Source organism: Ensifer sp. D2-11, assembly GCF_054161295.1.
Window position 1 is genome coordinate 574,703 of sequence record NZ_CP096433.1, and the last position, 19,156, is coordinate 593,858.

19 protein-coding genes are annotated in these 19,156 nt (G+C 62.4%); 8 read left to right on the forward strand and 11 right to left on the reverse strand.

The features are described from left to right. The first annotated feature begins 91 nt into the window (after nt 1–91). A protein-coding gene (locus M1D34_RS02700; RefSeq protein ID WP_011970797.1) for an IS630-like element ISRm2011-2 family transposase occupies nt 92–1,038 on the forward strand; the annotation gives its coding sequence in 2 pieces (ribosomal slippage) (nt 92–431 and nt 431–1,038; 948 coding nt in all). A gap of 377 nt (nt 1,039–1,415) precedes the next feature. Here M1D34_RS02700 and M1D34_RS02705 read toward each other — a convergent pair. Continuing rightward, on the reverse strand, nt 1,416–1,733 hold the full coding sequence (locus M1D34_RS02705) for a helix-turn-helix domain-containing protein (protein ID WP_127596088.1): 318 nt from the start codon (nt 1,731–1,733) through the stop codon (nt 1,416–1,418). Further along, nucleotides 1,717–2,103 (reverse strand): type II toxin-antitoxin system RelE/ParE family toxin, encoded by a 387-nt coding sequence (locus M1D34_RS02710; protein WP_028009920.1) that lies wholly within the window; start codon nt 2,101–2,103, stop codon nt 1,717–1,719. Before M1D34_RS02710 ends, M1D34_RS02705 begins: the two co-directional genes overlap by 17 nt. A gap of 297 nt (nt 2,104–2,400) precedes the next feature. On the opposite strand from M1D34_RS02710, the gene M1D34_RS02715 reads away from it, so the two are divergent. The 5 genes from M1D34_RS02715 to ureG all read left to right on the forward strand — a co-directional run bounded on the left by M1D34_RS02715 (nt 2,401) and on the right by ureG (nt 5,203). Further along, nucleotides 2,401–2,940, forward strand: coding sequence for a peroxiredoxin (locus M1D34_RS02715; protein WP_013844776.1), 540 nt, complete (start codon nt 2,401–2,403; stop codon nt 2,938–2,940). A 189-nt stretch (nt 2,941–3,129) separates the two neighbouring features. Continuing rightward, complete coding sequence (locus tag M1D34_RS02720; protein WP_027993121.1) at nt 3,130–3,426, forward strand: putative quinol monooxygenase; 297 nt, start codon at nt 3,130–3,132, stop codon at nt 3,424–3,426. Nucleotide 3,427: 1 nt separating this feature from the next. After that, on the forward strand, nt 3,428–3,892 hold the full coding sequence (ureE, locus tag M1D34_RS02725) for an urease accessory protein UreE (RefSeq protein ID WP_028009917.1): 465 nt from the start codon (nt 3,428–3,430) through the stop codon (nt 3,890–3,892). Beyond that, a complete protein-coding gene (locus tag M1D34_RS02730; protein ID WP_153314554.1) occupies nt 3,885–4,556 on the forward strand; it encodes an urease accessory protein UreF in 672 nt (223 codons plus the stop codon). The genes ureE and M1D34_RS02730 overlap by 8 nt, the downstream gene beginning before the upstream one ends. A 35-nt stretch (nt 4,557–4,591) precedes the next feature. Continuing rightward, nucleotides 4,592–5,203: an urease accessory protein UreG gene (ureG, locus tag M1D34_RS02735; protein WP_153314553.1), complete on the forward strand. Its 612-nt coding sequence runs from the start codon at nt 4,592–4,594 to the stop codon at nt 5,201–5,203. A 302-nt stretch (nt 5,204–5,505) separates the two neighbouring features. Here the strand turns inward: ureG and M1D34_RS02740 are convergent, their stop codons facing one another. The 7 genes from M1D34_RS02740 to M1D34_RS02770 all read right to left on the reverse strand — a co-directional run bounded on the left by M1D34_RS02740 (nt 5,506) and on the right by M1D34_RS02770 (nt 14,729). Then, nucleotides 5,506–8,817, reverse strand: a complete 3,312-nt coding sequence (locus M1D34_RS02740) for an efflux RND transporter permease subunit (protein ID WP_028003093.1) — start codon at nt 8,815–8,817, stop codon at nt 5,506–5,508. 15 nt (nt 8,818–8,832) lie between these two features. Further along, nucleotides 8,833–10,020, reverse strand: coding sequence for an efflux RND transporter periplasmic adaptor subunit (locus M1D34_RS02745; protein WP_153314552.1), 1,188 nt, complete (start codon nt 10,018–10,020; stop codon nt 8,833–8,835). 604 nt (nt 10,021–10,624) lie between these two features. Then, nucleotides 10,625–11,617, reverse strand: a complete 993-nt coding sequence (locus M1D34_RS02750) for an ABC transporter substrate-binding protein (protein WP_003525601.1) — start codon at nt 11,615–11,617, stop codon at nt 10,625–10,627. Between the two features lie 29 nt (nt 11,618–11,646). After that, nucleotides 11,647–12,516, reverse strand: coding sequence for an ABC transporter permease (locus M1D34_RS02755; RefSeq protein WP_003525600.1), 870 nt, complete (start codon nt 12,514–12,516; stop codon nt 11,647–11,649). Further along, a complete protein-coding gene (locus M1D34_RS02760) occupies nt 12,513–13,397 on the reverse strand; it encodes an ABC transporter permease (protein ID WP_013844772.1) in 885 nt (294 codons plus the stop codon). The genes M1D34_RS02755 and M1D34_RS02760 overlap by 4 nt, the downstream gene beginning before the upstream one ends. A 2-nt stretch (nt 13,398–13,399) precedes the next feature. After that, a complete protein-coding gene (locus M1D34_RS02765; RefSeq protein WP_127598622.1) occupies nt 13,400–13,798 on the reverse strand; it encodes an endonuclease domain-containing protein in 399 nt (132 codons plus the stop codon). Nucleotides 13,799–13,937: 139 nt separating this feature from the next. Continuing rightward, nucleotides 13,938–14,729 (reverse strand): ABC transporter ATP-binding protein, encoded by a 792-nt coding sequence (locus M1D34_RS02770; RefSeq protein WP_027993125.1) that lies wholly within the window; start codon nt 14,727–14,729, stop codon nt 13,938–13,940. Between the two features lie 121 nt (nt 14,730–14,850). Between M1D34_RS02770 and M1D34_RS02775 the strand changes: the two genes are divergently transcribed. Beyond that, nucleotides 14,851–15,264, forward strand: coding sequence for a cupin domain-containing protein (locus tag M1D34_RS02775; protein WP_027993126.1), 414 nt, complete (start codon nt 14,851–14,853; stop codon nt 15,262–15,264). A gap of 51 nt (nt 15,265–15,315) precedes the next feature. On the opposite strand, the gene hydA is transcribed toward M1D34_RS02775, so the two are convergent. Then, nucleotides 15,316–16,770 carry a dihydropyrimidinase gene (gene hydA, locus M1D34_RS02780; RefSeq protein ID WP_013844770.1) on the reverse strand — a complete coding sequence of 485 codons (1,455 nt, stop codon included), beginning with the start codon at nt 16,768–16,770 and terminating at the stop codon, nt 15,316–15,318. A gap of 177 nt (nt 16,771–16,947) precedes the next feature. Next, nucleotides 16,948–18,198 (reverse strand): Zn-dependent hydrolase, encoded by a 1,251-nt coding sequence (locus M1D34_RS02785; protein ID WP_498780546.1) that lies wholly within the window; start codon nt 18,196–18,198, stop codon nt 16,948–16,950. 278 nt (nt 18,199–18,476) lie between these two features. Between M1D34_RS02785 and rutR the strand changes: the two genes are divergently transcribed. Further along, nucleotides 18,477–19,118, forward strand: coding sequence for an HTH-type transcriptional regulator RutR (gene rutR / locus M1D34_RS02790; RefSeq protein ID WP_003525590.1), 642 nt, complete (start codon nt 18,477–18,479; stop codon nt 19,116–19,118). Nucleotides 19,119–19,156 lie beyond the last annotated feature (38 nt).

Sequence of the window (19,156 nt, forward strand, 5' to 3'; positions counted from 1 at the left end):
GCGGGATGCATTTAGGCGGAATCGGAAAGGGGATTCCTTTTTCTGCGCAAATCAGATTCACCATTCAGGCCGGTGAAGGAGGCCGGCCTTTATGGCGAGACCTTTTTCGAATGATCTTCGGGAACGCGTTGTCGATGCGGTGACGGGCGAGGGCCTATCGTGCCGGGCAGCGGCCAAGCGCTTCGGCATCGGCATCAGCACCGCGATCGATTGGGTGCGGCGGTTTCGCGAGACGGGCAGCGCCGCACCCGGCCAGATGGGTGGGCACAAGCCCCGCAAGCTTTCCGGTCCGCACCGGGCTTGGCTGCTTTGCCGCTGCCGCGAGCGCGACTTCACGCTGCACGGACTTGTCGCCGAGTTGAGCGAGCGCGGCCTGAAGGTGGATTATCGCGCCGTCTGGACCTTCGTGCACGAAGAGGGGTTGAGTTATAAAAAAAGACGCTGGTCGCCAGCGAACGGGAGCGGCCCGACGTCGCCCGCCACCGGGCACGATGGCTGAAGCACTGCCCCGGAATTGATCCCGCCCGCCTCGTTTTCATCGATGAGACCTGGACGAAGACGAACATGGCGCCGCTGCGGGGCTGGGCGCCTCGCGGCGAACGACTGGTGGGCTACGCCCCCTTCGGCCATTGGAACACCATGACCTTTGTCGCCGCACTCAGGGCCGACCGCGTCAGCGCTCCCTTTATCCTCGATGGCCCGATCAATGGCGAACGCTTCCGCATCTATGTCCAGCAAGTTCTGGTGCCGGAACTCAAAGCCGGCGACATCGTCATCCTGGACAATCTCGGCTCCCATAAGGGTCAGGAGATCCGCGCCGCCATCCGTAAGGCCGGCGCCCGCCTGTTCTTTCTGCCGAAATATTCCCCCGATCTCAATCCGATCGAAAAGCTCTTCGCCAAAATCAAGCACTGGTTGCGTGAGGCACAGGCCAGATCACGCGATGCAATCCATGACGAACTGCGCCACATTCTCCAAGCCGTCACCCCACAGGAATGCGCAGCCTACTTCAAAGAGGCGGGATATGAACGGGCTTAAATACATACCGCTCTAGGTTCTATAGCCCTTAGATCGTGGCACGATGCACGCCCGTGAGGTGCGCGACTTCCGCCACCGGCTCCTTGTCCTCATGGATGAGTTGGCGCGCGTGCGCGATCTGCTCGGCCAATAGGGTAGGGAAAGGGCCGAACCGCACGCCTCGCGCCTTCGCCGCGATCCGGCCGGCCCGCTCTCATCATCTAGCTACTGCATGTTTCCTTTAATCGTATCCGATTAAAGGACAAAAACATGCAGCAGATCAAAGTGCTACAGCGACCTTTGCGCGTCTGATAAGACGCGCGGCGCTGTAGGGCGTAGGGCCGGCCCAGGATGGGTTTATAGGCTGCAACATTGCCTCTTTGCCGGCAACGCAGCAATCAGGCAATCGCCGCAAGCCCTCTTTTCTGAACAACGGTCAGCAATCGCAGCGCCGGCCCTCCCGGCTTCTTCACCCCGCGCTCCCAATCGGACACAAGCCCCTTGCTCACATTGAGGTAGCGGGCAAAGACAGGCTGCGAGATATGTTCGCGCTCCCGAATAGCGCGAATTTCCTCCGGGGTCATTGACTCCACGGCCGTCAAGCAGGCGTCGTCGAATTCGCGCATCGTCTGCTTGTCGATCGCGCCGGCTTCAAATAGGCCCTCCATGGTTTCATGGATGGCCGCCATTGCCTCACTCTTATACTTCTTCGCCATCTTCAACCTCCGAAAAACGCCCTTTCCCGATCAGCACGGCCATGTGCGCATCTGATAGCGCAAGGAGTTCCTTCGCCATCTTCTTGAACAGGGCTTCCTCGCCGTCTTCAATGTTGGCCTGTTCACTCTTTGCAAAGCCGAAAACGAAGAATGCCCGCTGTTCCAGCCTAAACAGGATGATCGTGCGATAACCGCCTGACTTCCCTTGCCCCGACCTCGCGACACGCTGTTTGATCACGCCGCCGCCAAGATCGGCGTCAATCTGGCCTCGTTCGGCGCGGCGCACCGCGTCTACCAAGGCAGCGTCCGCGATCCTCTGCTTTCGAGTAAAACGCTCGAACCAAGCGTTCTTAAAAATCCGCACCGCCATCCTACCCGGTCTATATATAACACTAAGCGTTACACTTCAAGGTGCGGCGCTGTCCGTGCAAATTGCCTCATTGCCAGCAATATCATCAAGGCCTACCGGATCGGGGACTGTCGCCGCAGCTCGTTTAATTGCCCGGCAGTCATGCGCCTTCCGCATGGCTGCCATGCGGGAGGTCTCCAACCGTCGCTTTGATGCTGCACTGCAGCGGAAATTTCGTTAGGAAGTGCTCTCGCTTTCCGCCGGCGCGCCTGTCCTCCCAAGACTGCGCCGCCGGCAGCCAGTTCTTAGGAGATGATGATGCTCGGCAGAAAAGTTCCCGCTGTAACCTTCCGCACCCGCGTCCGCGACGAGTCCGTCGGCGGTTCCAATCCGTTCCGCTGGCAGGACGTTACCTCGGACGACTATTTCGCCGGCAAGCGCGTCGTGCTGTTTTCGCTGCCGGGTGCTTTCACCCCGACCTGCTCGACCTACCAGCTGCCGGACTTCGAAAAGCTCACCTCCGAATTCCGGACTCTCGGGATCGACGAGATCTACTGCGTCTCCGTCAATGACGCCTTCGTGATGAACGCCTGGGGCAAATCGCAGGGCCTCGAGAACGTCAAGCTCATTCCGGACGGTTCGGGCGAGTTCACCCGCAAGATGGGCATGCTCGTCGCCAAGGACAATCTCGGCTTCGGCATGCGCTCCTGGCGCTATGCCGCCGTCATCAACAACGGCGTTGTCGAGCAGTGGTTCGAAGAGGAAGGCTACTCCGACAACTGCGACAGCGATCCCTACGGCGTCTCCTCGCCGCAGAACATCCTCGCGGCGCTGAAGTCCAAGAAGCTCGCCGCCTGATCCCGATTTTACCGAATCGATAAAGCCCCGGCTGCCGCAAGCAGGTTCCTGAAAATCCACGCGATTTTCGCCTTCTTGCTGGTGCCGGGGCTTTTTCTTGCTACAGTGAAGACTTCCAGGAGGAGCGGATGCGGGGGCGCGAACCGTGCACGTTTGCTCGTTTCACCGGTAAGGGGAATGCAGAAATCCATGGTTTACATCATTGCATATCTGACGGCGCATGCGGGCAAGGGCGACGAGGTCGTGGCACTGACGACGCCGCTGATCGAAGCGACGCTGAAAGAGGCCGGTTGCGTCAGCTATGAGCTCTATCGCAAGCCCACGGATTCCGATGCGCTGGTGTTCGTCGAAACATGGAAGGACAGGGCGGCTATCGATGCGCATTTCGCCGAACCGCATCTGAAGGCCTTTCAGACGGCGGCGGCGAATCTTTTGGCGAGCGCCCGCGTCGAGATCGTGCATCCGGAAAAGATCGAGGTGGTCTGACGTGCCCTATCGCTCGACCGAAGTTCTTTCGCCCGGTCCCGGCGAAAGGGCGCCGCTTCATCGCTTGACCCTGACGCATGAGCAGCGCCATCTGCGCCGCAAGCTCCTGCACCTCGAAAACGACGATGTGGTGATGCTGGATCTCAAGGAGCCCGTGATGCTCGCCGATGGCGATCTTCTGGTGCTCGAGGGAGGCGGCCATATCGAGGTGAAGGCGGCAGCGGAAGCGCTTTACGACATCCGCGCGCGAAACCCGCTGCACCTGATGGAGCTTGCCTGGCATCTCGGCAACCGGCACCTCCCGGCGGCGGTGGAAGAGGGGCGGATTCTGATCGCCCGCGACCCGGTCATTCGCGCGATGCTGGAGGGCCTTGGCGCGACCGTCGATGAAGTGAACGAACCCTTCCATCCCCTGCACGGCGCCTATCACCAACACGGTCACGGCGATCACCACCGCCATGGCTGAGCATGCCGATACGCAGGCGCTCCTGCGTCTCGTTACCTGGCTCTCGCCCGCCTTTCCGGTCGGCTCCTTCTCCTATTCCGGCGGTCTGGAGCAGGCGATTCATGACCGGCTTGTCACCGGTGTCGACGATTTGCGGTTCTGGTGCGAAACGCTCCTGGATCACGGCACGACGTGGAACGACGCGCTGCTTCTGGCGGAAGGTTACCGTGCATGTGACGATGCCGCGCGGTTGATTGCGGCATCGGAACTGGCCGAAGCGCTGGCCGGATCGCGCGAGCGGCATATGGAAACCATGCTCCTCGGCGAAGCATTCCTGGCCGCCGCCGGCCACTGGCCGCACGCGTCGCTCGAATTCCCTGGCGCGAGGGCCGCCTATCCGGTGGCGGTCGGCGCGGTCGCCGGAGCGCACCGCACCGGCCTCGAAGCGGCGCTCGCCGCCTTTCTCAACGCCACCATATCGAACGCGGTGTCGGTGGCCATCCGCTGCGGCGTTACCGGCCAGCGCGACGGGGTCGGCATGCTTGCGCGAATGGAGAAAACGATAGGGGCGGTGGCAACGCGCGCCGCGCGCGCCTCGCTCGATGATCTTGGCGCCGCGACGATCATCGCCGACATTGCCTCGCTGAGACACGAGATATTGCATTCACGATTGTTCCGCACTTAACGGAACAACGGACGGACTTCGAAAGGATAGAAAAGATGCCATCGAAAAACGGTCCTCTGCGCGTCGGTATCGGCGGTCCGGTCGGATCCGGAAAGACGGCGCTCACCGACAAGCTCTGCAAAGCCATGCGGGAGAAATATTCCGTCGCGGTGGTCACGAACGACATCTACACCAAGGAAGATGCCGAGGCGCTGGTGCGCATGCAGGCCTTGCCTTCGGAGCGGATCGTCGGAGTCGAGACGGGCGGATGCCCCCACACGGCGATCCGCGAAGATGCATCGATCAATCTTCAGGCGATCGCCGATCTCAACCGCCGCATTCCCGATCTCGATGTCGTCTTCATCGAGTCGGGAGGGGACAATCTGGCAGCGACCTTCTCGCCCGATCTCGCGGATCTTACGATTTATGTGATCTCGGTCTGCCAGGGCGAGGAAATTCCGCGCAAGGGCGGACCGGGCATCACCAGGTCCGATCTGCTGGTGATCAACAAGAAGGATCTCGCCCCTTACGTCGGTGCCGACCTCGGGGTCATGGAACGCGACGCGGCCCGGATGCGAGCCGAAAAGCCGTTCGTGTTCTCGGATATGAAACGCGGCGACGGGGTGGAGCGGATCGTAGAGTTCCTGACGGTGCACGGGGGGCTCTAGATCACGATGTTTAGGTCGGTCGGCCTAAAAACATGAACGTGATTTGCTGCGAGATGGATGATGGCGCTTCTCCTCCTCCTCATCTCTGTGCTTGTCACAGAGATCCAGCAGCGCCGCGTCTGCGGCGCGGGAAGAGTTCTTTCAGCCCAAGGACTTGGTCTGGCTGGATCCCTGTGACGGGCACAGGGATGAGGAAATCAAACAAGCCGCCGCAGGTATCCCGAATCTCAACAGGCCTTAGATCACGTTGTTTTTAGACCGGGTCGACCCGCTCTGAGCAGCACCCCGGCGCAGCTCTCGTCCTATTCCGCGGCCAGCGCCGGATGGCTGATGACCTTGCCGTCGGACTTGCGGCGCTTCTCGTCTTCGAGCGCCTTGATGCGCTCTTCGAGGCTCTCGATCGTGCTGCCCTGTTCGGCGGCAAGCTTGCTCAGCGCCTCCTGGTCGAGCGGCAGTTCCTCCTCGTCCTTCTTGCCGATGAAGCGGCCGAAAGCCCAGGCGAGGAGACGCGACAGGTCGTCCATGATCAGGAAGAAGGACGGAACCACGACGAGGCTCAGGACCGTCGAAACGATGATGCCTCCGATGACGGCGATCGCCATCGGTGCACGGAAGGAACCGCCTTCGCCGACGCCCAGCGCCGAGGGCAGCATGCCCGCGGACATGGCGATCGAGGTCATGACGATCGGACGAGCCCGCTTCCGTCCGGCCTCGATCATGGCGAGCGTCCGGTCCATGCCGTGATGCATCATCTCGATACCGAAGTCGACGAGCAGGATGGCGTTCTTGGTGACGATGCCCATCAGCATCAGGATACCGATCAGCACCGGCATCGACAGCGCGTTCTGAGTCAGGATCAAGGCGGCTGCCACGCCGCCGATCGCGAGCGGCAGCGAGAACAGGATGGTGAAAGGCTGTATCACATCCTTGAACAGGAGGATGAGCACGACCAGCACCATCATCAGACCCAGCAGCATGGCGTTGCCGAAGCTCTCCTGCATCTCTGCCTGCACCTCGGCGTCGCCGCTTTCAAGGAACTGGACCGTTTCAGGCAGATCGGCGTCGGCGGCGATTTCCCTGAAGCGGGCCGATGCCGTGTCGAGCGCCACGCCGGCGGGCAGGTCGGCGCCGAGCTTGACGACGCGGTAGCGGTCGTAGCGCTTGATGGAACTCGGCCCTTCCGCATAGTTGATGTCCGCGACGCTCGACAGCGGAACGGTCGCTCCGGATGCCGTCTGGACCTTCAGGTTGCGGATCGCCGCCAGGTCGGTGCGAAAATCACGGTCGAGCTGCACCCGGATCGGGATCAGGCGCCCATCGAGCGCAATCTTCGTCAACTGCGCGTCGATATCGCCGATCGTGGCGATGCGGATCACCTCGGAGATCTGCGCCGTCGTGATGCCAAGGCGCGACATCTGCTCGTCGCGCGGCCGGATCTGCAGTTCCGGTCGGGGCAGCGCTCCCTCGGGGCTAACGTTGGCAAGCAGCGGATCTCGGCGCAGATCCGCTTCCAGGGTGGCGACCGCCTCGTCGAGATCCGCCTCGTTGCTGGAAAGCAGGTTGAACGACAGATCACGCTCGCCGCGATCGTTCAGCTTGGTGACGCGGACATCGGGAATCGATCGCAATCGGGCGAAGATTTCCTTCTCGATCTCCGATTGCGGCTTGATCCGACCGGCCGGGGGCAGCTTCGGCAGGTATTGGCCGATCAGCGGTGTGCGGCCGATCACGTCGTTGACGACCTTGTTGATCAGCGAATGATCGAGCTTCTCGAGCAGCACCGTGACGGCAGCGCGTCGCAGTTCGAGGTCGCCCTTGGGCGAGGCGCCGCCGAGTACGAAGACGTTTTCCACGCCGTCGATATCCTTGACGCGATTGTAGATCTCGGTGGTGGTCCGGTCCGTATCCGCGAGCATTGCGTCCGGCGGCAGTTCGATGGACAGGCTGACGCGCGAGCTGTCTTCCGGCGGCAGGAAGCTGCCCGGGACGAAGACGAGCAGCGCGACCACGGAACCGACCGAGACCAGGATCGCCGCAAGCAGCGTGGAGTAGCGCGTGTACCAGCGCTTCGTGGTGAAGCGTACGAGGCGCGTGTACTGGCGCATCATGAAGCCTTCATCGTCATGATGCCCGCTGACATCCGAAGGCTTCATCAGATAGGCGGCCATGACCGGCGTGATCAGGCGGGCGACCAGGAGCGAGAAGAACACCGAGACGGCGACCGTCAGGCCGAACTGGATGAAGTACTGTCCCGGAATGCCAGGCATGAAGGATACGGGCACGAAGACGGCGATGATCGTGAAGGTGGTGGCGATCACCGCAAGGCCGATCTCGTCCGCAGCCTCGATCGCTGCGCGGTAAGGCGACTTGCCCATGCGGATATGACGCTCGATGTTCTCGATCTCCACGATCGCATCGTCGACGAGAATACCCGTCGCGAGCGTCATCGCCAGGAAGCTGACGAGGTTCAGCGAGAAGCCGAGCAGTTCCATCACCCAGAAGGTGGGGATGGCTGAGAGCGGCAGTGCGACCGCCGAGATCAAGGTCGCGCGCCAGTTGCGCAGGAACAGCATAACCACGATGACGGCGAGCACGGCGCCCTCGATCAGCGTATGAATCGCCGCTTCGTAGTTGCCGTAGGTGAAGTAGACCGAATCGTCCACCATCTCGATGGAGACATCCGGATGCTTCGCGCGGATTTCATCGAGCGTCTTGCCGACGGTTTCCGCGACCGACACTTCGCTCGCCCCCTTGGCGCGGAACACGGCGAAGGTGACGCCCGGCTGCCCGTTGAAGCGGGAGAACGACTTCGGCTCCTCATAGGTGTCGATCACCTTGCCGAGTTCCGACAGACGGACGAAGCGGCCGTTCGGCAGCGAGATCATCGTACCCGCCAGCGCCGTTACGTCGCGCGTGTCGCCCAATGTGCGGATCGCCTGTTCGCTGCCGCCGACCTGGCCGCGGCCGGAACCGAGGTCCATGTTCATTCGGCGAAGCTGGGCGTTGACGTCGGCGGCGCTGATGCCGAAGGAATTCAGACGGTCCTCATCGAGCTCGACCCGGACCTCGCGGTCGGAGCCGCCGTAGCGGTCGACACGGCCGATGCCGGTTTGGCCCTGGATGGCGCGCTTGATCGTGTCGTCGACGAACCAGGAGAGCTCTTCCAGCGTCATGCCGGGCGACGAGACGGAAAATGTCTGGATCGCCTGGCCTTCCACATCGACCTTGGAAACGATCGGCTCTTCGATCGAGGTCGGCAGGTCGCTTCGGATGCGGTCGATGGCATCCTTGACATCCTGCACGGCCTGCGTCGTCGGGACTTCCATGCGGAAGATGACGGCGGTCGTCGAAATGCCGTCGGTGATCGTCGACTCGATATGGTCGACGCCGGAGACGCCGGCGACGGCGTCCTCGATCTCCTTGGTGACCTGGGTTTCCAGTTCGGCGGGCGCCGCACCGCTCTGTGTGACGGCGATCGAAACGATCGGCACGTCGATGTTCGGGAAGCGCGTGATGGGCAGCGAATTGAACGACTGCCATCCGAGCACCACGAGCACGAAAAACGCCAGGATGGGCGCGACCGGATTGCGGATGGACCAGGCGGAGAAGTTCATGGTCTCATGTTCCCGTCAGTTGGTTGCCGGCTCGGCGGATTCGACCGGATTGATGCGGTCGCCATCGCGCACATAGGCACCGGCCTTCGCCACCGCCTGCTCACCCGGTTTGATGCCGGAGAGTATCTCGATGAATTGTCCGTCCTGAATGCCCGTTTCGACAGGTACCAGGCGCACGACGCCGTCTTCGACCTTGCGGACGATGGACTTGCCGTCTTCCGATGTAACGGCCGTTTGCGGCAAAACCACCGCTTCCTTCTGCTCCGCCACGATCACTGCGCTGGCATACATGCCCGCGCGCGCCTTGGATGCGTCGGTCAGGCTGATACGCACCGTGCCGAGGCGGGTCTGCGGGTCGACCGTGGGCGCGATCAACCGGATCTTCCCCTCGATCGTGGTGGTGCTGCCGGCAAGCTTGACCGTGGCTGTCTGCCCCACGGCAAGCTTGATGACATCGGACTCGGCGACATCGGCCCACATCTCGATTTCGCCGTCGCGAATGATCGCGAACAGCGGCTCGCCGCTGCCGCTGGCGATCGCACCCACCTTGGCGTTCTTTCGCGAGATGACGCCGCTGACCGGCGCCTTAACGGCGGTTCGTGCGAGACGCAGGTCGACGTCGTCTATCTGGGCCTGCACCACCTTGATATCTGCCGTTGCGACGCTCACCGACTGCTCGGCCGAGCGGACGCGTGCGCGGCCCGCGGCAGCGAGCGCTTTCAAGCGGTCGGCCTCGGCCGTCGATACCGTACCGTTCTTGGAAAGCTGCACGGCACGCTCTGCCACACGCGTCGCCTCCTCCGAATTGGCCGTCACTTCGGCAAGCTGGGCGTGCAGCTGGGCAAGCGACGCCTCGGCCTTTGCGAGATTGGCCTCGAGCTGGCTCTTCTGCAGGAGCAGCGCGTCCTCATTGAGCACGGCGAGCGTGCCGCCTTCCTCGACCCGGTCGCCGACATCGACGTTGAGCGACCGGATGGCAAGTCCATCGACCAGCGGAGAGACGTAGATCTCGTCCACCGCCTCGATCGAACCGGTCGCAATGACGCGGTCGGTAATCGCACGCTCCGTCGCTTCGGTCACGACGATGGATGGCGGCGCCTGTTTTTGCGGGGACTTGACGGCCTCTTCGGCCGAAGCGCTTACAAGCGCGGACAGGAGCATCGCTGCACAAGCGCCGACGAGAGGCAGGAGTTTCTGAGCCATAGGCCTGTTTTCCCGAAGCTGAAGCAAACATGCCCGATCACGCCCGCGCAGGGGCGAATATCCGGCCGCAATCACGCTATTTCACCTACAGCGCCGCGCGTCTTGCCGGACGCGCAAGGACCGCTGCAGCACTTTGAATTGCTGCCCGGGGCAGCGGTGTCAAACCACAGGCACCGGACGGGAAGAAAATTCCCTGATGGGCAACCCTAAAGAAATAAAGATTCCTCCATACGCTTGCCCTCCAGTCAAACGTTCCGGCCTATGTAGGCGCCGGAGCAAATGCTTACAAGAGCGGCGAAGCAATGGTGCCTCACTATTTCTACTGTCATGCGTCTTCGGATGCAATACGGGTGCAACCTGAAGGTAGTCTTAACAACCACGGCAGGATGCGAGATTTTCGCCGTTCGACAGCGAGCCCTCCACGCTAAGCCATTGGAATCGAGCTTTTCTGGTGCCGGCGGGCTTCGGTCGGTGCGCTTCTCCAGGGTAGTAACGCTGCGACCTTTAACCACGGGGTGCGAGTTCTCGCTGCTGCGGCAAGCGGCACAACTCCGCTGGGGAGCGCGAGGCGAGGGCCACGCGCTCCTTCCGTTCGTGTGGAGTCCTACTTAAGCGCCGCGTCCGTGATGTCGTGCGTCCAGGCGCCTTCCGGCTCCTTGGATATGACCGGGTCGGAGCCGCCGGCCAGCAGCGACTGGACGGTGCGCTTGTAATCCGCCTCGTCGAGGGCGCCGCTGGAACCTGCAGTCAGCTTGGCGACTTCGCCCATCATGCGCTTCTGGTGCTTTTCCGTCTGCGCGCCGGTGGAGTCGTTCTCGAGTACGATATCGGCCGCCTCGTCCGGATTCTCCTCGGCATATTTCCAGCCCTTCATCGAGGCGCGGACGAACTTCACCATCTTGTCCTTGAAGGCCTCGTCCTTGAGCTTGTCCTCGAGCACGTAGAGGCCGTCTTCGAGCGTGGCGACGCCCTGGTCCTCATATTTGAAGGTGACCAGATCCTCCGGCTTGATGCCGGCGTCGATGACCTGCCAGTATTCGTTGTAGGTCATGGTGGAGATGCAGGCGGCCTGCTTCTGGATCAGCGGATCGACGTTGAACCCCTGCTTCAACACGGTCACGCCATCCGGTCCGCCATCCGTCGGGATCTTCAGGTGCGACATCCAGGAGAGGAACGGATATTCGTTGCCGAAGAACCAGACGCCGAGGGTCTTGCCCTTGAAGTCTTCGGGACCCTTCACTCCGGATTCCTTCAGACAGGTGAGCATCATGCCCGATGTCTTGAAGGGCTGGGCGATATTGACGAGCGGTACGCCCTTTTCGCGCGTGGCCAGCGCGGAGGGCATCCAGTCGACGATGACGTCGGCGCCGCCGCCGGCAATCACCTGCGCCGGCGCGATATCCGGGCCGCCGGGCTTGATTTCGACGTCGAGGCCCTCTTCCTCGTAAAAGCCCTTGTCCTTCGCCACGTAGTAGCCGGCGAACTGGGCCTGGGTCACCCACTTCAGCTGAAGTGTGACCTTTTCGGCGGCATTGGCATGGAAGGCGGCGAGCGAAAAGACGCCCGCTGCCAGCAGAGATGCAAGTTTCTTGTTCATTCCAGTTCCCTCTTATCGTTGCTTCATTGTCAGGTCCGGCCACTGCGGATGGACGGATGCCAGAAGGTGACGGCGCGTTCGATGAGCGCGACCACCCCGTAGAAGACGGAGCCAGCCACCGCCGCTACGGCGATTTCGGCCCAGACCATGTCGACATTCATGCGGCCCACTTCCGTGGAGATCCGGAAGCCCATGCCGACGATGGGCGTTCCGAAGAATTCGGCCACGATCGCACCGATCAGCGCCAGCGTGGAGTTAATCTTGAGAGCGTTGAAAATAAAAGGCCAGGCGGCCGGCAACCGGAGCTTGACGAGTGTCTGCCACCAGGAGGCGGCATAGGTGCGCATCAGATCGCGCTCCATGTGGCTGGCGGCTGCAAGCCCCGAAACCGTGTTCACCAGCATCGGGAAGAAGGTCATGATGACGACGACCGCCACTTTCGACTGCCAGTCGAAGCCGAACCACATGACCATGATCGGGGCGACACCGATGACGGGGAGGGCGGAGACGAAATTGCCAAGCGGCAGCAGCCCCTTCTGCAGGAAGGGCGAACGGTCGATGAGGATTGCGACGACGAAGCCGAGGCCGCAGCCGAGCGCGTAGCCGGTCAGCACGGATTTCAGGAAGGTCTGCCGGAAATCGGCCGCCAGCGTCGGCAGCGAATTGATCAGCCGCTGCCAGATCATCGAGGGCGCCGGCAATAGCACCGATGGAACGGCGAAGCCGCGGACGATGCCTTCCCAGAGGACGAGTATGGTGATGCCGAAGAGGAGAGGCACGGCAACACGTGCCGCGTTGTTCGCGGCGTCGCTTGCGAACTGCTTTCGGACCAGCCATTCGTTGACGGCCCAGGCAGCGAGCCAGAAGAGGATGGCGCCCGCGAGAGCGGCAAGGTTCATGGTTTTGCCCCCATGCGCTTCAGGACGGCCGTATGCGCCAGGCCGACGATCATGACGAGGACCGCGGCGAGTGCCGCAGCCATGAACAGCGCCGCCCAGATCTGTACGGTCTGTCCGTAATAGGACCCGGCGAGCAGGCGTGCGCCGAGTCCGGCGACCGCGCCGGTCGGCAGTTCGCCGACGATGGCGCCGACGAGCGAGATCGCGACGGCAACCTTCAACGAGGTGAAGAGATAGGGCATGGACGAAGGCCAGCGCAGCTTCCAGAAGGTCTGAGCGGGCGAGGCGTTATAGGTGTGCATCAGGTCGAGCTGGATCGTTTCGGGGCTGCGCAGCCCCTTGACCATGCCGACGACAACCGGGAAGAACGAAAGATAGGTGGAAATCAGCGCCTTCGGAAGCAGGCCGGAAATGCCGATGGCGTTGAGCACGACGATGATCATCGGCGCGATCGCCAGGATCGGTATCGTCTGACTGGCGATCACCCAGGGCATGAGCGATCGGTCCATTGCGCGGTTGTGGACGATACCGACGGCCAGCAGCACGCCCAGCACCGTGCCGATGCCGAAGCCGAGCAAAGTGGCCGAAAGCGTGATCCAGGCATGATAGACCAGGCTGCGCTTCGAGGTGATCGCCTTATTGGCGGTCGTATCCCAGATCTCGGCGATCACCTGGTGCGGAGCAGGCAGCACCGGGCGTTCCTGGGCCATGGTATTGCGGAGGATTTCGGAAAAGCCGATCTCGGTGCCGGCGCGGGCGGCGGTATCCCGTTCGAAAGGTGCGTTCAGGAAGACCGATGCGACGTACCAGCCCGCGATCAACAGGAGGACGACGGTGGAGACGGGAAGGAGCTTGTCCTTGAGGAGGCTTTCCTCGCGCATGGTCAGGCTCTCCCGCCATTCGTCGTTCGCTCGTCCCTCAGGAAGGGTGCGATATGTTGGCGAATGGTCACGAACACATGGTCGGGCCCGTCGAGTATTTGGGCATTGTCGAAGCGCAGAACGGTAAAACCTTGCGCCCCCAGGAAACGATCGCGCCGCTCGTCGTGGTATCGACCGGCGTCCGTTTCGTGGCTGTCGCCGTCAACTTCGACGATGATGCGTGCCGAAAGCCATGCGAAATCGGCGATATAGGGTCCGATTGGTGTTTCTCTCCGAAAACGGGCGCCGAGGGGACGCAGGTCGCGCAGCATGTTCCACATCGCCGCTTCGGCTTTGGTCATTTCCGTGCGTAGCTTCTTCGCGCGTTGTCTGGTCTTCGGGTCGATGTTCGAGTGTGCCAAAAACCCCTCCCGGTTCGCTTCGCTCACCACCCTCCCCACAAGGGGGAGGGACGACCCTGCCGCACCGGTTGCGGCAGACGCCGCTAAGCCCCTCCCCCTTGGGGGGAGGGGTTGGGGAGGGGTCATCTCCGCCCGACAGCTACTCGTCATAGCTGTGCCCCGCTCTCAAGCCCTCGCGCACGCGATGCGCGATCTCGAGGAATTCCGGCGTTTCCCGAATGCCGAGCGGACGTTCCCTCGGAAGGGTCGATTCGATGACGTCCGTCACGCGGCCGGGGCGGGGACTCATGACGATGATCTTGGTCGAGAGGTAGACCGCTTCCGGAATGGAGTGCGTGACGAAACAGATGGTCTTGTCGGTGCGCGCCCAGAGCTTGAGGAGTTGCTCGTTCAAATGGTCGCGGACGATCTCGTCGAGCGCCCCGAAGGGCTCGTCCATCAAAAGGAGATCGGCATCGAAGGCCAGCGCCCGGGCAATCGACGCGCGTTGCTGCATGCCGCCGGAAAGCTGCCAGGGATATTTCTTGCCGAAGCCCGAGAGGTTGACGAGTTCCAGCGTCCGCTCGATCCGCGCCTTCCGGTCCTCGCTGGAGTAACCCATGATCTCCAGCGGCAGCGCGATGTTCTTTTCGATCGTGCGCCAGGGATAAAGGGCGGCCGCCTGGAAGACATAGCCATAGGCGCGCCGCCGGCGGGCCTCCTCCGGCGTCATGCCGTTGACGGAAATGGTGCCGGCCGTCGCCTTTTCGAGATCGGCGATGACGCGCAGAAACGTCGTCTTGCCGCAGCCGGACGGGCCGATGAAGGACACGAAGTCGCCCTTGACCACGTCGAGATTCACGCCGGTAAGTGCATTGACCGGTCCGTCGCTGGTCTCGAACGTCAGGCCGAGGTTCCGGGCCGAGACCACGGAGGCGGGATTGGATGTCATGGACGGATTCTCATTATCGACTGCCTGTGTCAGACTGCTATCCGGACCCGCAACATGCAATGGCGGATTTGCCGGCGAGGTCGCCTGCTGTTGGCTTTTCAGCGTATTCTGGAGGACGGTCATGTCTCGATCACCCAATCCTGGCTGTCACGTGGTCCGCCCGGGCGATGCCTTTGCCGGCAAGCAGGGGCTCGATTATTTCGAGGGTATTGCCGCGGAAACGGTCGGCTCCACCGGCATCTGCATGCATCTCGTGACCATGCCGCCCGGTGCGCGCGCCAAGGCACATCTTCATGAGACCCACGAAACGGCGATCTACGTGCTCTCCGGCGAAGCGCACACCTGGTTCGGCGAGCGGCTCGAAGAACACGTGATCACCAGGGCGGGAGATATGCTCTACATTCCCCCCGGCGTGCCGCACCTCCCGGCGAACCTCTCGGACGCCCCTTGCACGGCGGTGATCGCCCGGACGGACCCGAAAGGAAACGAGAGCGTCGTGCTGCTGCCCGAGCTCGACGGGCTGGTGCCCTCCTGACTGCCCGGGTACGGTTTTTTCTCTAAAGGCACAGGGCTGCGGCATCTCGGATCAGACGCCGCTTGCGGGAATGCCGCTGCGCTGCACCGCCCGTGGCGCCGTCACTTCCTTCCAGGTGGAAAGCGCGGTGCTGACCGCCGGGAAGGGATCGCGCCGGACGAATTCGCCGTGGCCCTCCTGCGTCTTCACGGTTCCTTCCTCGATCGAAACCACGCCGCGCGTCAGCGTGAAGCGCGGCAGACCGGTGACCGTCTTTCCCTCGAAGACGTTGTAGTCGATCGCCGATTGCTGCGTCTTCGCCGAGATCGTCTTGGAGCGCTTCGGGTCCCAGACGACAAGGTCCGCATCGGCGCCGACGAGGATCGCCCCCTTCTTCGGATAGATGTTCAGGATCTTGGCGATGTTGGTGGAGGTTACCGCCACGAATTCGTTCATGGTGATGCGGCCGGTCGCAACACCATAGGTCCAGAGCATCGGCATGCGGTCTTCCAGCCCGCCGGTGCCGTTCGGGATCCTGGTGAAATCGCCGACGCCGAAGCGCTTCTGCTCGGTCGTGAAGGCGCAATGGTCGGTCGCGACCACCTGGAGCGAACCGGAGGCAAGCCCCGCCCAGAGGCTGTCCTGGTGAAGTTTGTTGCGGAAGGGCGGCGACATCACCCGGCGGGCGGCGTGGTCCCAATCCTTGTCGAAATATTCGGTCTCATCGAGCGTCAGGTGCTGGATCAAGGGCTCGCCGAAGACGCGCATGCCCTTGGCGCGGGCGCGCCGGATCGCTTCATGCGCCTGTTCGCACGAAGTATGAACGATGTAGACGGGACAGCCGGCCATGTCGGCGATCATGATCGCGCGGTTGGCGGCCTCGCCCTCGACTTCTGCCGGACGCGAATAGGCATGTGCCTCCGGGCCGCTATTGCCTTCCGCCAGCAGCTTCGCCTGCAGTTGCGCCACCACGTCGCCGTTTTCGGCGTGGACCAGCGGCAGCGCGCCGAGCGCCGCACAGCGCTGGAAGGAGGAGAACATCTCGTCGTCGTCCACCATCAGCGCGCCCTTGTAGGCCATGAAGTGCTTGAAGGTGTTGATGCCCTTGTCCTTTACGATCGTCTCCATCTCGTTGAAGACCTGCTCGCCCCACCAGGTGATGGCCATGTGGAAGGAATAGTCGCAGTTGGCGCGCGTCGATTTGTTGTCCCACATGGTGAGCGCCTCGAGCAGCGACTGGCCGGGCGAGGGGAGTGCGAAATCGACGACCATGGTGGTGCCGCCGGCAAGAGCCGCGCGGGTCCCGCTTTCGAAATCGTCGGAGGAATAGGTGCCCATGAAAGGCATTTCGAGATGCGTATGCGGGTCGATGCCGCCAGGCATCACGTAGCAGCCCGTGGCGTCGAGCGTCTCAGCGCCGGAGAGATTCGGCCCGATTTCGACGATCCTGCCGCCTTCCACCTTTACATCGGCCTTGTAGGTCAGGTCGGCCGTGACGATGGTTCCACCCTTGATGACAGTGCTCATTGGTTCGTTCCCCTGGATGGTGCTTTCGGCGGCTCGGGCCGCCTGCAGCGCCGCGCGTCTCAGACGCGCAAAGGACGCTGTAGCCTTTGAGTTGCTGCATGTTTTGTCCGTTGATCGGCTACGATCAAAGGAAACATGCAGTAGAAAAGGGCGGAACCACCGTCCCGCCCGCAAAACTCATTCCACGATTTCCGCCGTTTCGAGCACGGCGTGGAACAGGACGTCCGCACCGGCGGCCGCCCATTCCCTGGAAATATCCTCCGCCTCGTTATGGCTGAGCCCGCCGACGCAGGGGCACATGATCATCGTGGTCGGCGCGACCTTTGCGGCCCAGCAGGCATCGTGTCCGGCGCCGGAAACGAGATTCATGTGGCTGTAGCCGAGCTTCTCGGCGGCCCCGCGTACCGTCTCGACCAGCTTGGGGTCGAAGGTGACGGGGTCGAAATGCCCGACCGCCTCGATGGAACAGCCGACGCCGAGCCGCTCGCAGATTTTTGGCGCTTCGGCTTCGATCCGGGCGCGCATGCCGTCCAGTTTGGCCTGGTCGGGCGAGCGGATGTCGACGGTGAACACTACTTTACCCGGCAGGACGTTGCGCGAATTGGGCGAAAAGAACATCTGGCCGACGCCGCCGACGGCGCCCGGCTGGTTTTCCATGGCGACGGTCTGGACCATTTCGAGGATGCGCGCCATGGCGAGGCCTGCATTGACGCGCATGTCCATCGGCGTGGAGCCGGTATGCGCTTCCCTGCCGGTCAGCGTGAACTCCAGCCACCAGAGGCCCTGACAGTGCGTGACGACGCCGATCTGCTTGTTCTCGGCCTCGAGGATAGGCCCCTGTTCGATGTGGTATTCGAAATAGGCGTGCATCTTGCGCGCGCCGACCTCTTCATCGCCGAGCCAGCCGATGCGCTTCAGTTCGTCGCCGAAGCTCTTTCCTTCGGGATCCTTGCGGGCATAGGCGTATTCGAGGGTATGGACCCCGGCAAATACGCCGGAGGCGAGCATGGCAGGCGCAAAACGCGCTCCTTCCTCGTTGGTCCAGTTGGTCACGACGATCGGGTGCTTCGTCTTGATGCCGAGCTCGTTCATCGTGCGTACGGCCTCGAGGCCGCTCAGGACGCCGAGGACCCCGTCGAACTTGCCGCCGGTCGGCTGTGTGTCGAGATGCGAGCCGATATGGACGGGCAGCGCATCCGGATCGGTACCGGGTCGCGTGAGGAACATGGTGCCCATCTTGTCGACGCCCATGGAGAGCCCCGCCTCTTCGCACCAGGACTGGAAAAGCCGGCGACCTTCGCCGTCCGCATCCGTCAAGGTCTGGCGGTTGTTGCCGCCGGCAACGCCGGGGCCGATCTTCGCCATTTCCATCAACGAATCCCATAGACGGTCGGCATTGACGCGCCTATTCTCGCCAGGTGCTGCCATGGCGTTCTCCTCTATTGTCGGCCAGTCCCTCCCCGGGATAGCCCTCATGTTCCCGTCGGCAAATCGGGGCCTTGTTGCGATGCCCTTCGATCAGGCGTTGCCTTTGTCGGCAATCTGACTGATAATTTGACCGGTTGGTAAACATTACAACTTCCGTGGCGGCACTCAAGCCGGAAAAAGAAAAAAACAGGAGTTGTTGCTCAAAAAAAACGGCGCGTCCGATTTTTGGGCAGCCCGCGCCGGACGTCATATGCCTGGGGGTATGGACAGGGGACGAGATGGTACTTCCGAGAGCGGCTAGAACCCAGAGGCGCACGCGCATTCAGGAGGAGAAGGAGGAGCAGATCCTCGAGGCGGCGCTGGAGGTGTTTTCCGCAAACGGCTTTCGCGGTTCGACGATCGATCAGATCGCTGACGTGGCGGGCATGTCGAAGCCGAACCTGCTCTATTATTTCCGCACCAAAGAGGCGATGCATCGCGCGCTGATAGACCGCGTTCTCGACACCTGGCTCGATCCGCTGCGCGCGTTCGATGCCGAGGGCAATCCGGTCGCCGAGATCCGCAGCTATATCCGCCGCAAGCTCGAAATGGCGCGCGACTTCCCGCGCGAAAGCCGGCTGTTCGCCAATGAGGTCCTGCAGGGCGCCCCGCGTATCGTGGACGAGCTCAAGGGTCCGCTGAAGCAACTGGTGGACGAAAAGGCCGAGGTCATCCGCAGCTGGGCCAAGGCGGGCAAGATCGCAAAATGCGACCCTTATCACCTGATCTTCGCCATCTGGTCGACGACGCAGCACTATGCCGATTTCGACGTTCAGGTGCGCGCCGTGCTCGGCCAGGAGAATGCCGGCGAGGGGCGCTTCGAGGACGCCGCACGCTTTCTAGAGCGGCTGTTCGTCGACGGGCTGCAGGTGCGGGAGTAGGGGCTTTTTTTGGCGAGAAGCTTTGCGGCATGCCCCTC

Excerpts from the sequence above, each read along its gene's own strand:
- M1D34_RS02705 (WP_127596088.1), bottom strand. The coding sequence starts at position 1,733 with ATGGCGAAGAAGTATAAGAGTGAGGCAATGGCGGCCATCCATGAAACC.
- M1D34_RS02710 (WP_028009920.1), bottom strand. The coding sequence starts at position 2,103 with ATGGCGGTGCGGATTTTTAAGAACGCTTGGTTCGAGCGTTTTACTCGA.
- M1D34_RS02715 (WP_013844776.1), top strand. The coding sequence starts at position 2,401 with ATGCTCGGCAGAAAAGTTCCCGCTGTAACCTTCCGCACCCGCGTCCGC.
- M1D34_RS02720 (WP_027993121.1), top strand. The coding sequence starts at position 3,130 with ATGGTTTACATCATTGCATATCTGACGGCGCATGCGGGCAAGGGCGAC.
- M1D34_RS02730 (WP_153314554.1), top strand. The coding sequence starts at position 3,885 with ATGGCTGAGCATGCCGATACGCAGGCGCTCCTGCGTCTCGTTACCTGG.
- ureG (WP_153314553.1), top strand. The coding sequence starts at position 4,592 with ATGCCATCGAAAAACGGTCCTCTGCGCGTCGGTATCGGCGGTCCGGTC.
- M1D34_RS02740 (WP_028003093.1), bottom strand. The coding sequence starts at position 8,817 with ATGAACTTCTCCGCCTGGTCCATCCGCAATCCGGTCGCGCCCATCCTG.
- M1D34_RS02745 (WP_153314552.1), bottom strand. The coding sequence starts at position 10,020 with ATGGCTCAGAAACTCCTGCCTCTCGTCGGCGCTTGTGCAGCGATGCTC.
- M1D34_RS02750 (WP_003525601.1), bottom strand. The coding sequence starts at position 11,617 with ATGAACAAGAAACTTGCATCTCTGCTGGCAGCGGGCGTCTTTTCGCTC.
- M1D34_RS02755 (WP_003525600.1), bottom strand. The coding sequence starts at position 12,516 with ATGAACCTTGCCGCTCTCGCGGGCGCCATCCTCTTCTGGCTCGCTGCC.
- M1D34_RS02760 (WP_013844772.1), bottom strand. The coding sequence starts at position 13,397 with ATGCGCGAGGAAAGCCTCCTCAAGGACAAGCTCCTTCCCGTCTCCACC.
- M1D34_RS02770 (WP_027993125.1), bottom strand. The coding sequence starts at position 14,729 with ATGACATCCAATCCCGCCTCCGTGGTCTCGGCCCGGAACCTCGGCCTG.
- M1D34_RS02775 (WP_027993126.1), top strand. The coding sequence starts at position 14,851 with ATGTCTCGATCACCCAATCCTGGCTGTCACGTGGTCCGCCCGGGCGAT.
- hydA (WP_013844770.1), bottom strand. The coding sequence starts at position 16,770 with ATGAGCACTGTCATCAAGGGTGGAACCATCGTCACGGCCGACCTGACC.
- M1D34_RS02785 (WP_498780546.1), bottom strand. The coding sequence starts at position 18,198 with ATGGCAGCACCTGGCGAGAATAGGCGCGTCAATGCCGACCGTCTATGG.
- rutR (WP_003525590.1), top strand. The coding sequence starts at position 18,477 with ATGGTACTTCCGAGAGCGGCTAGAACCCAGAGGCGCACGCGCATTCAG.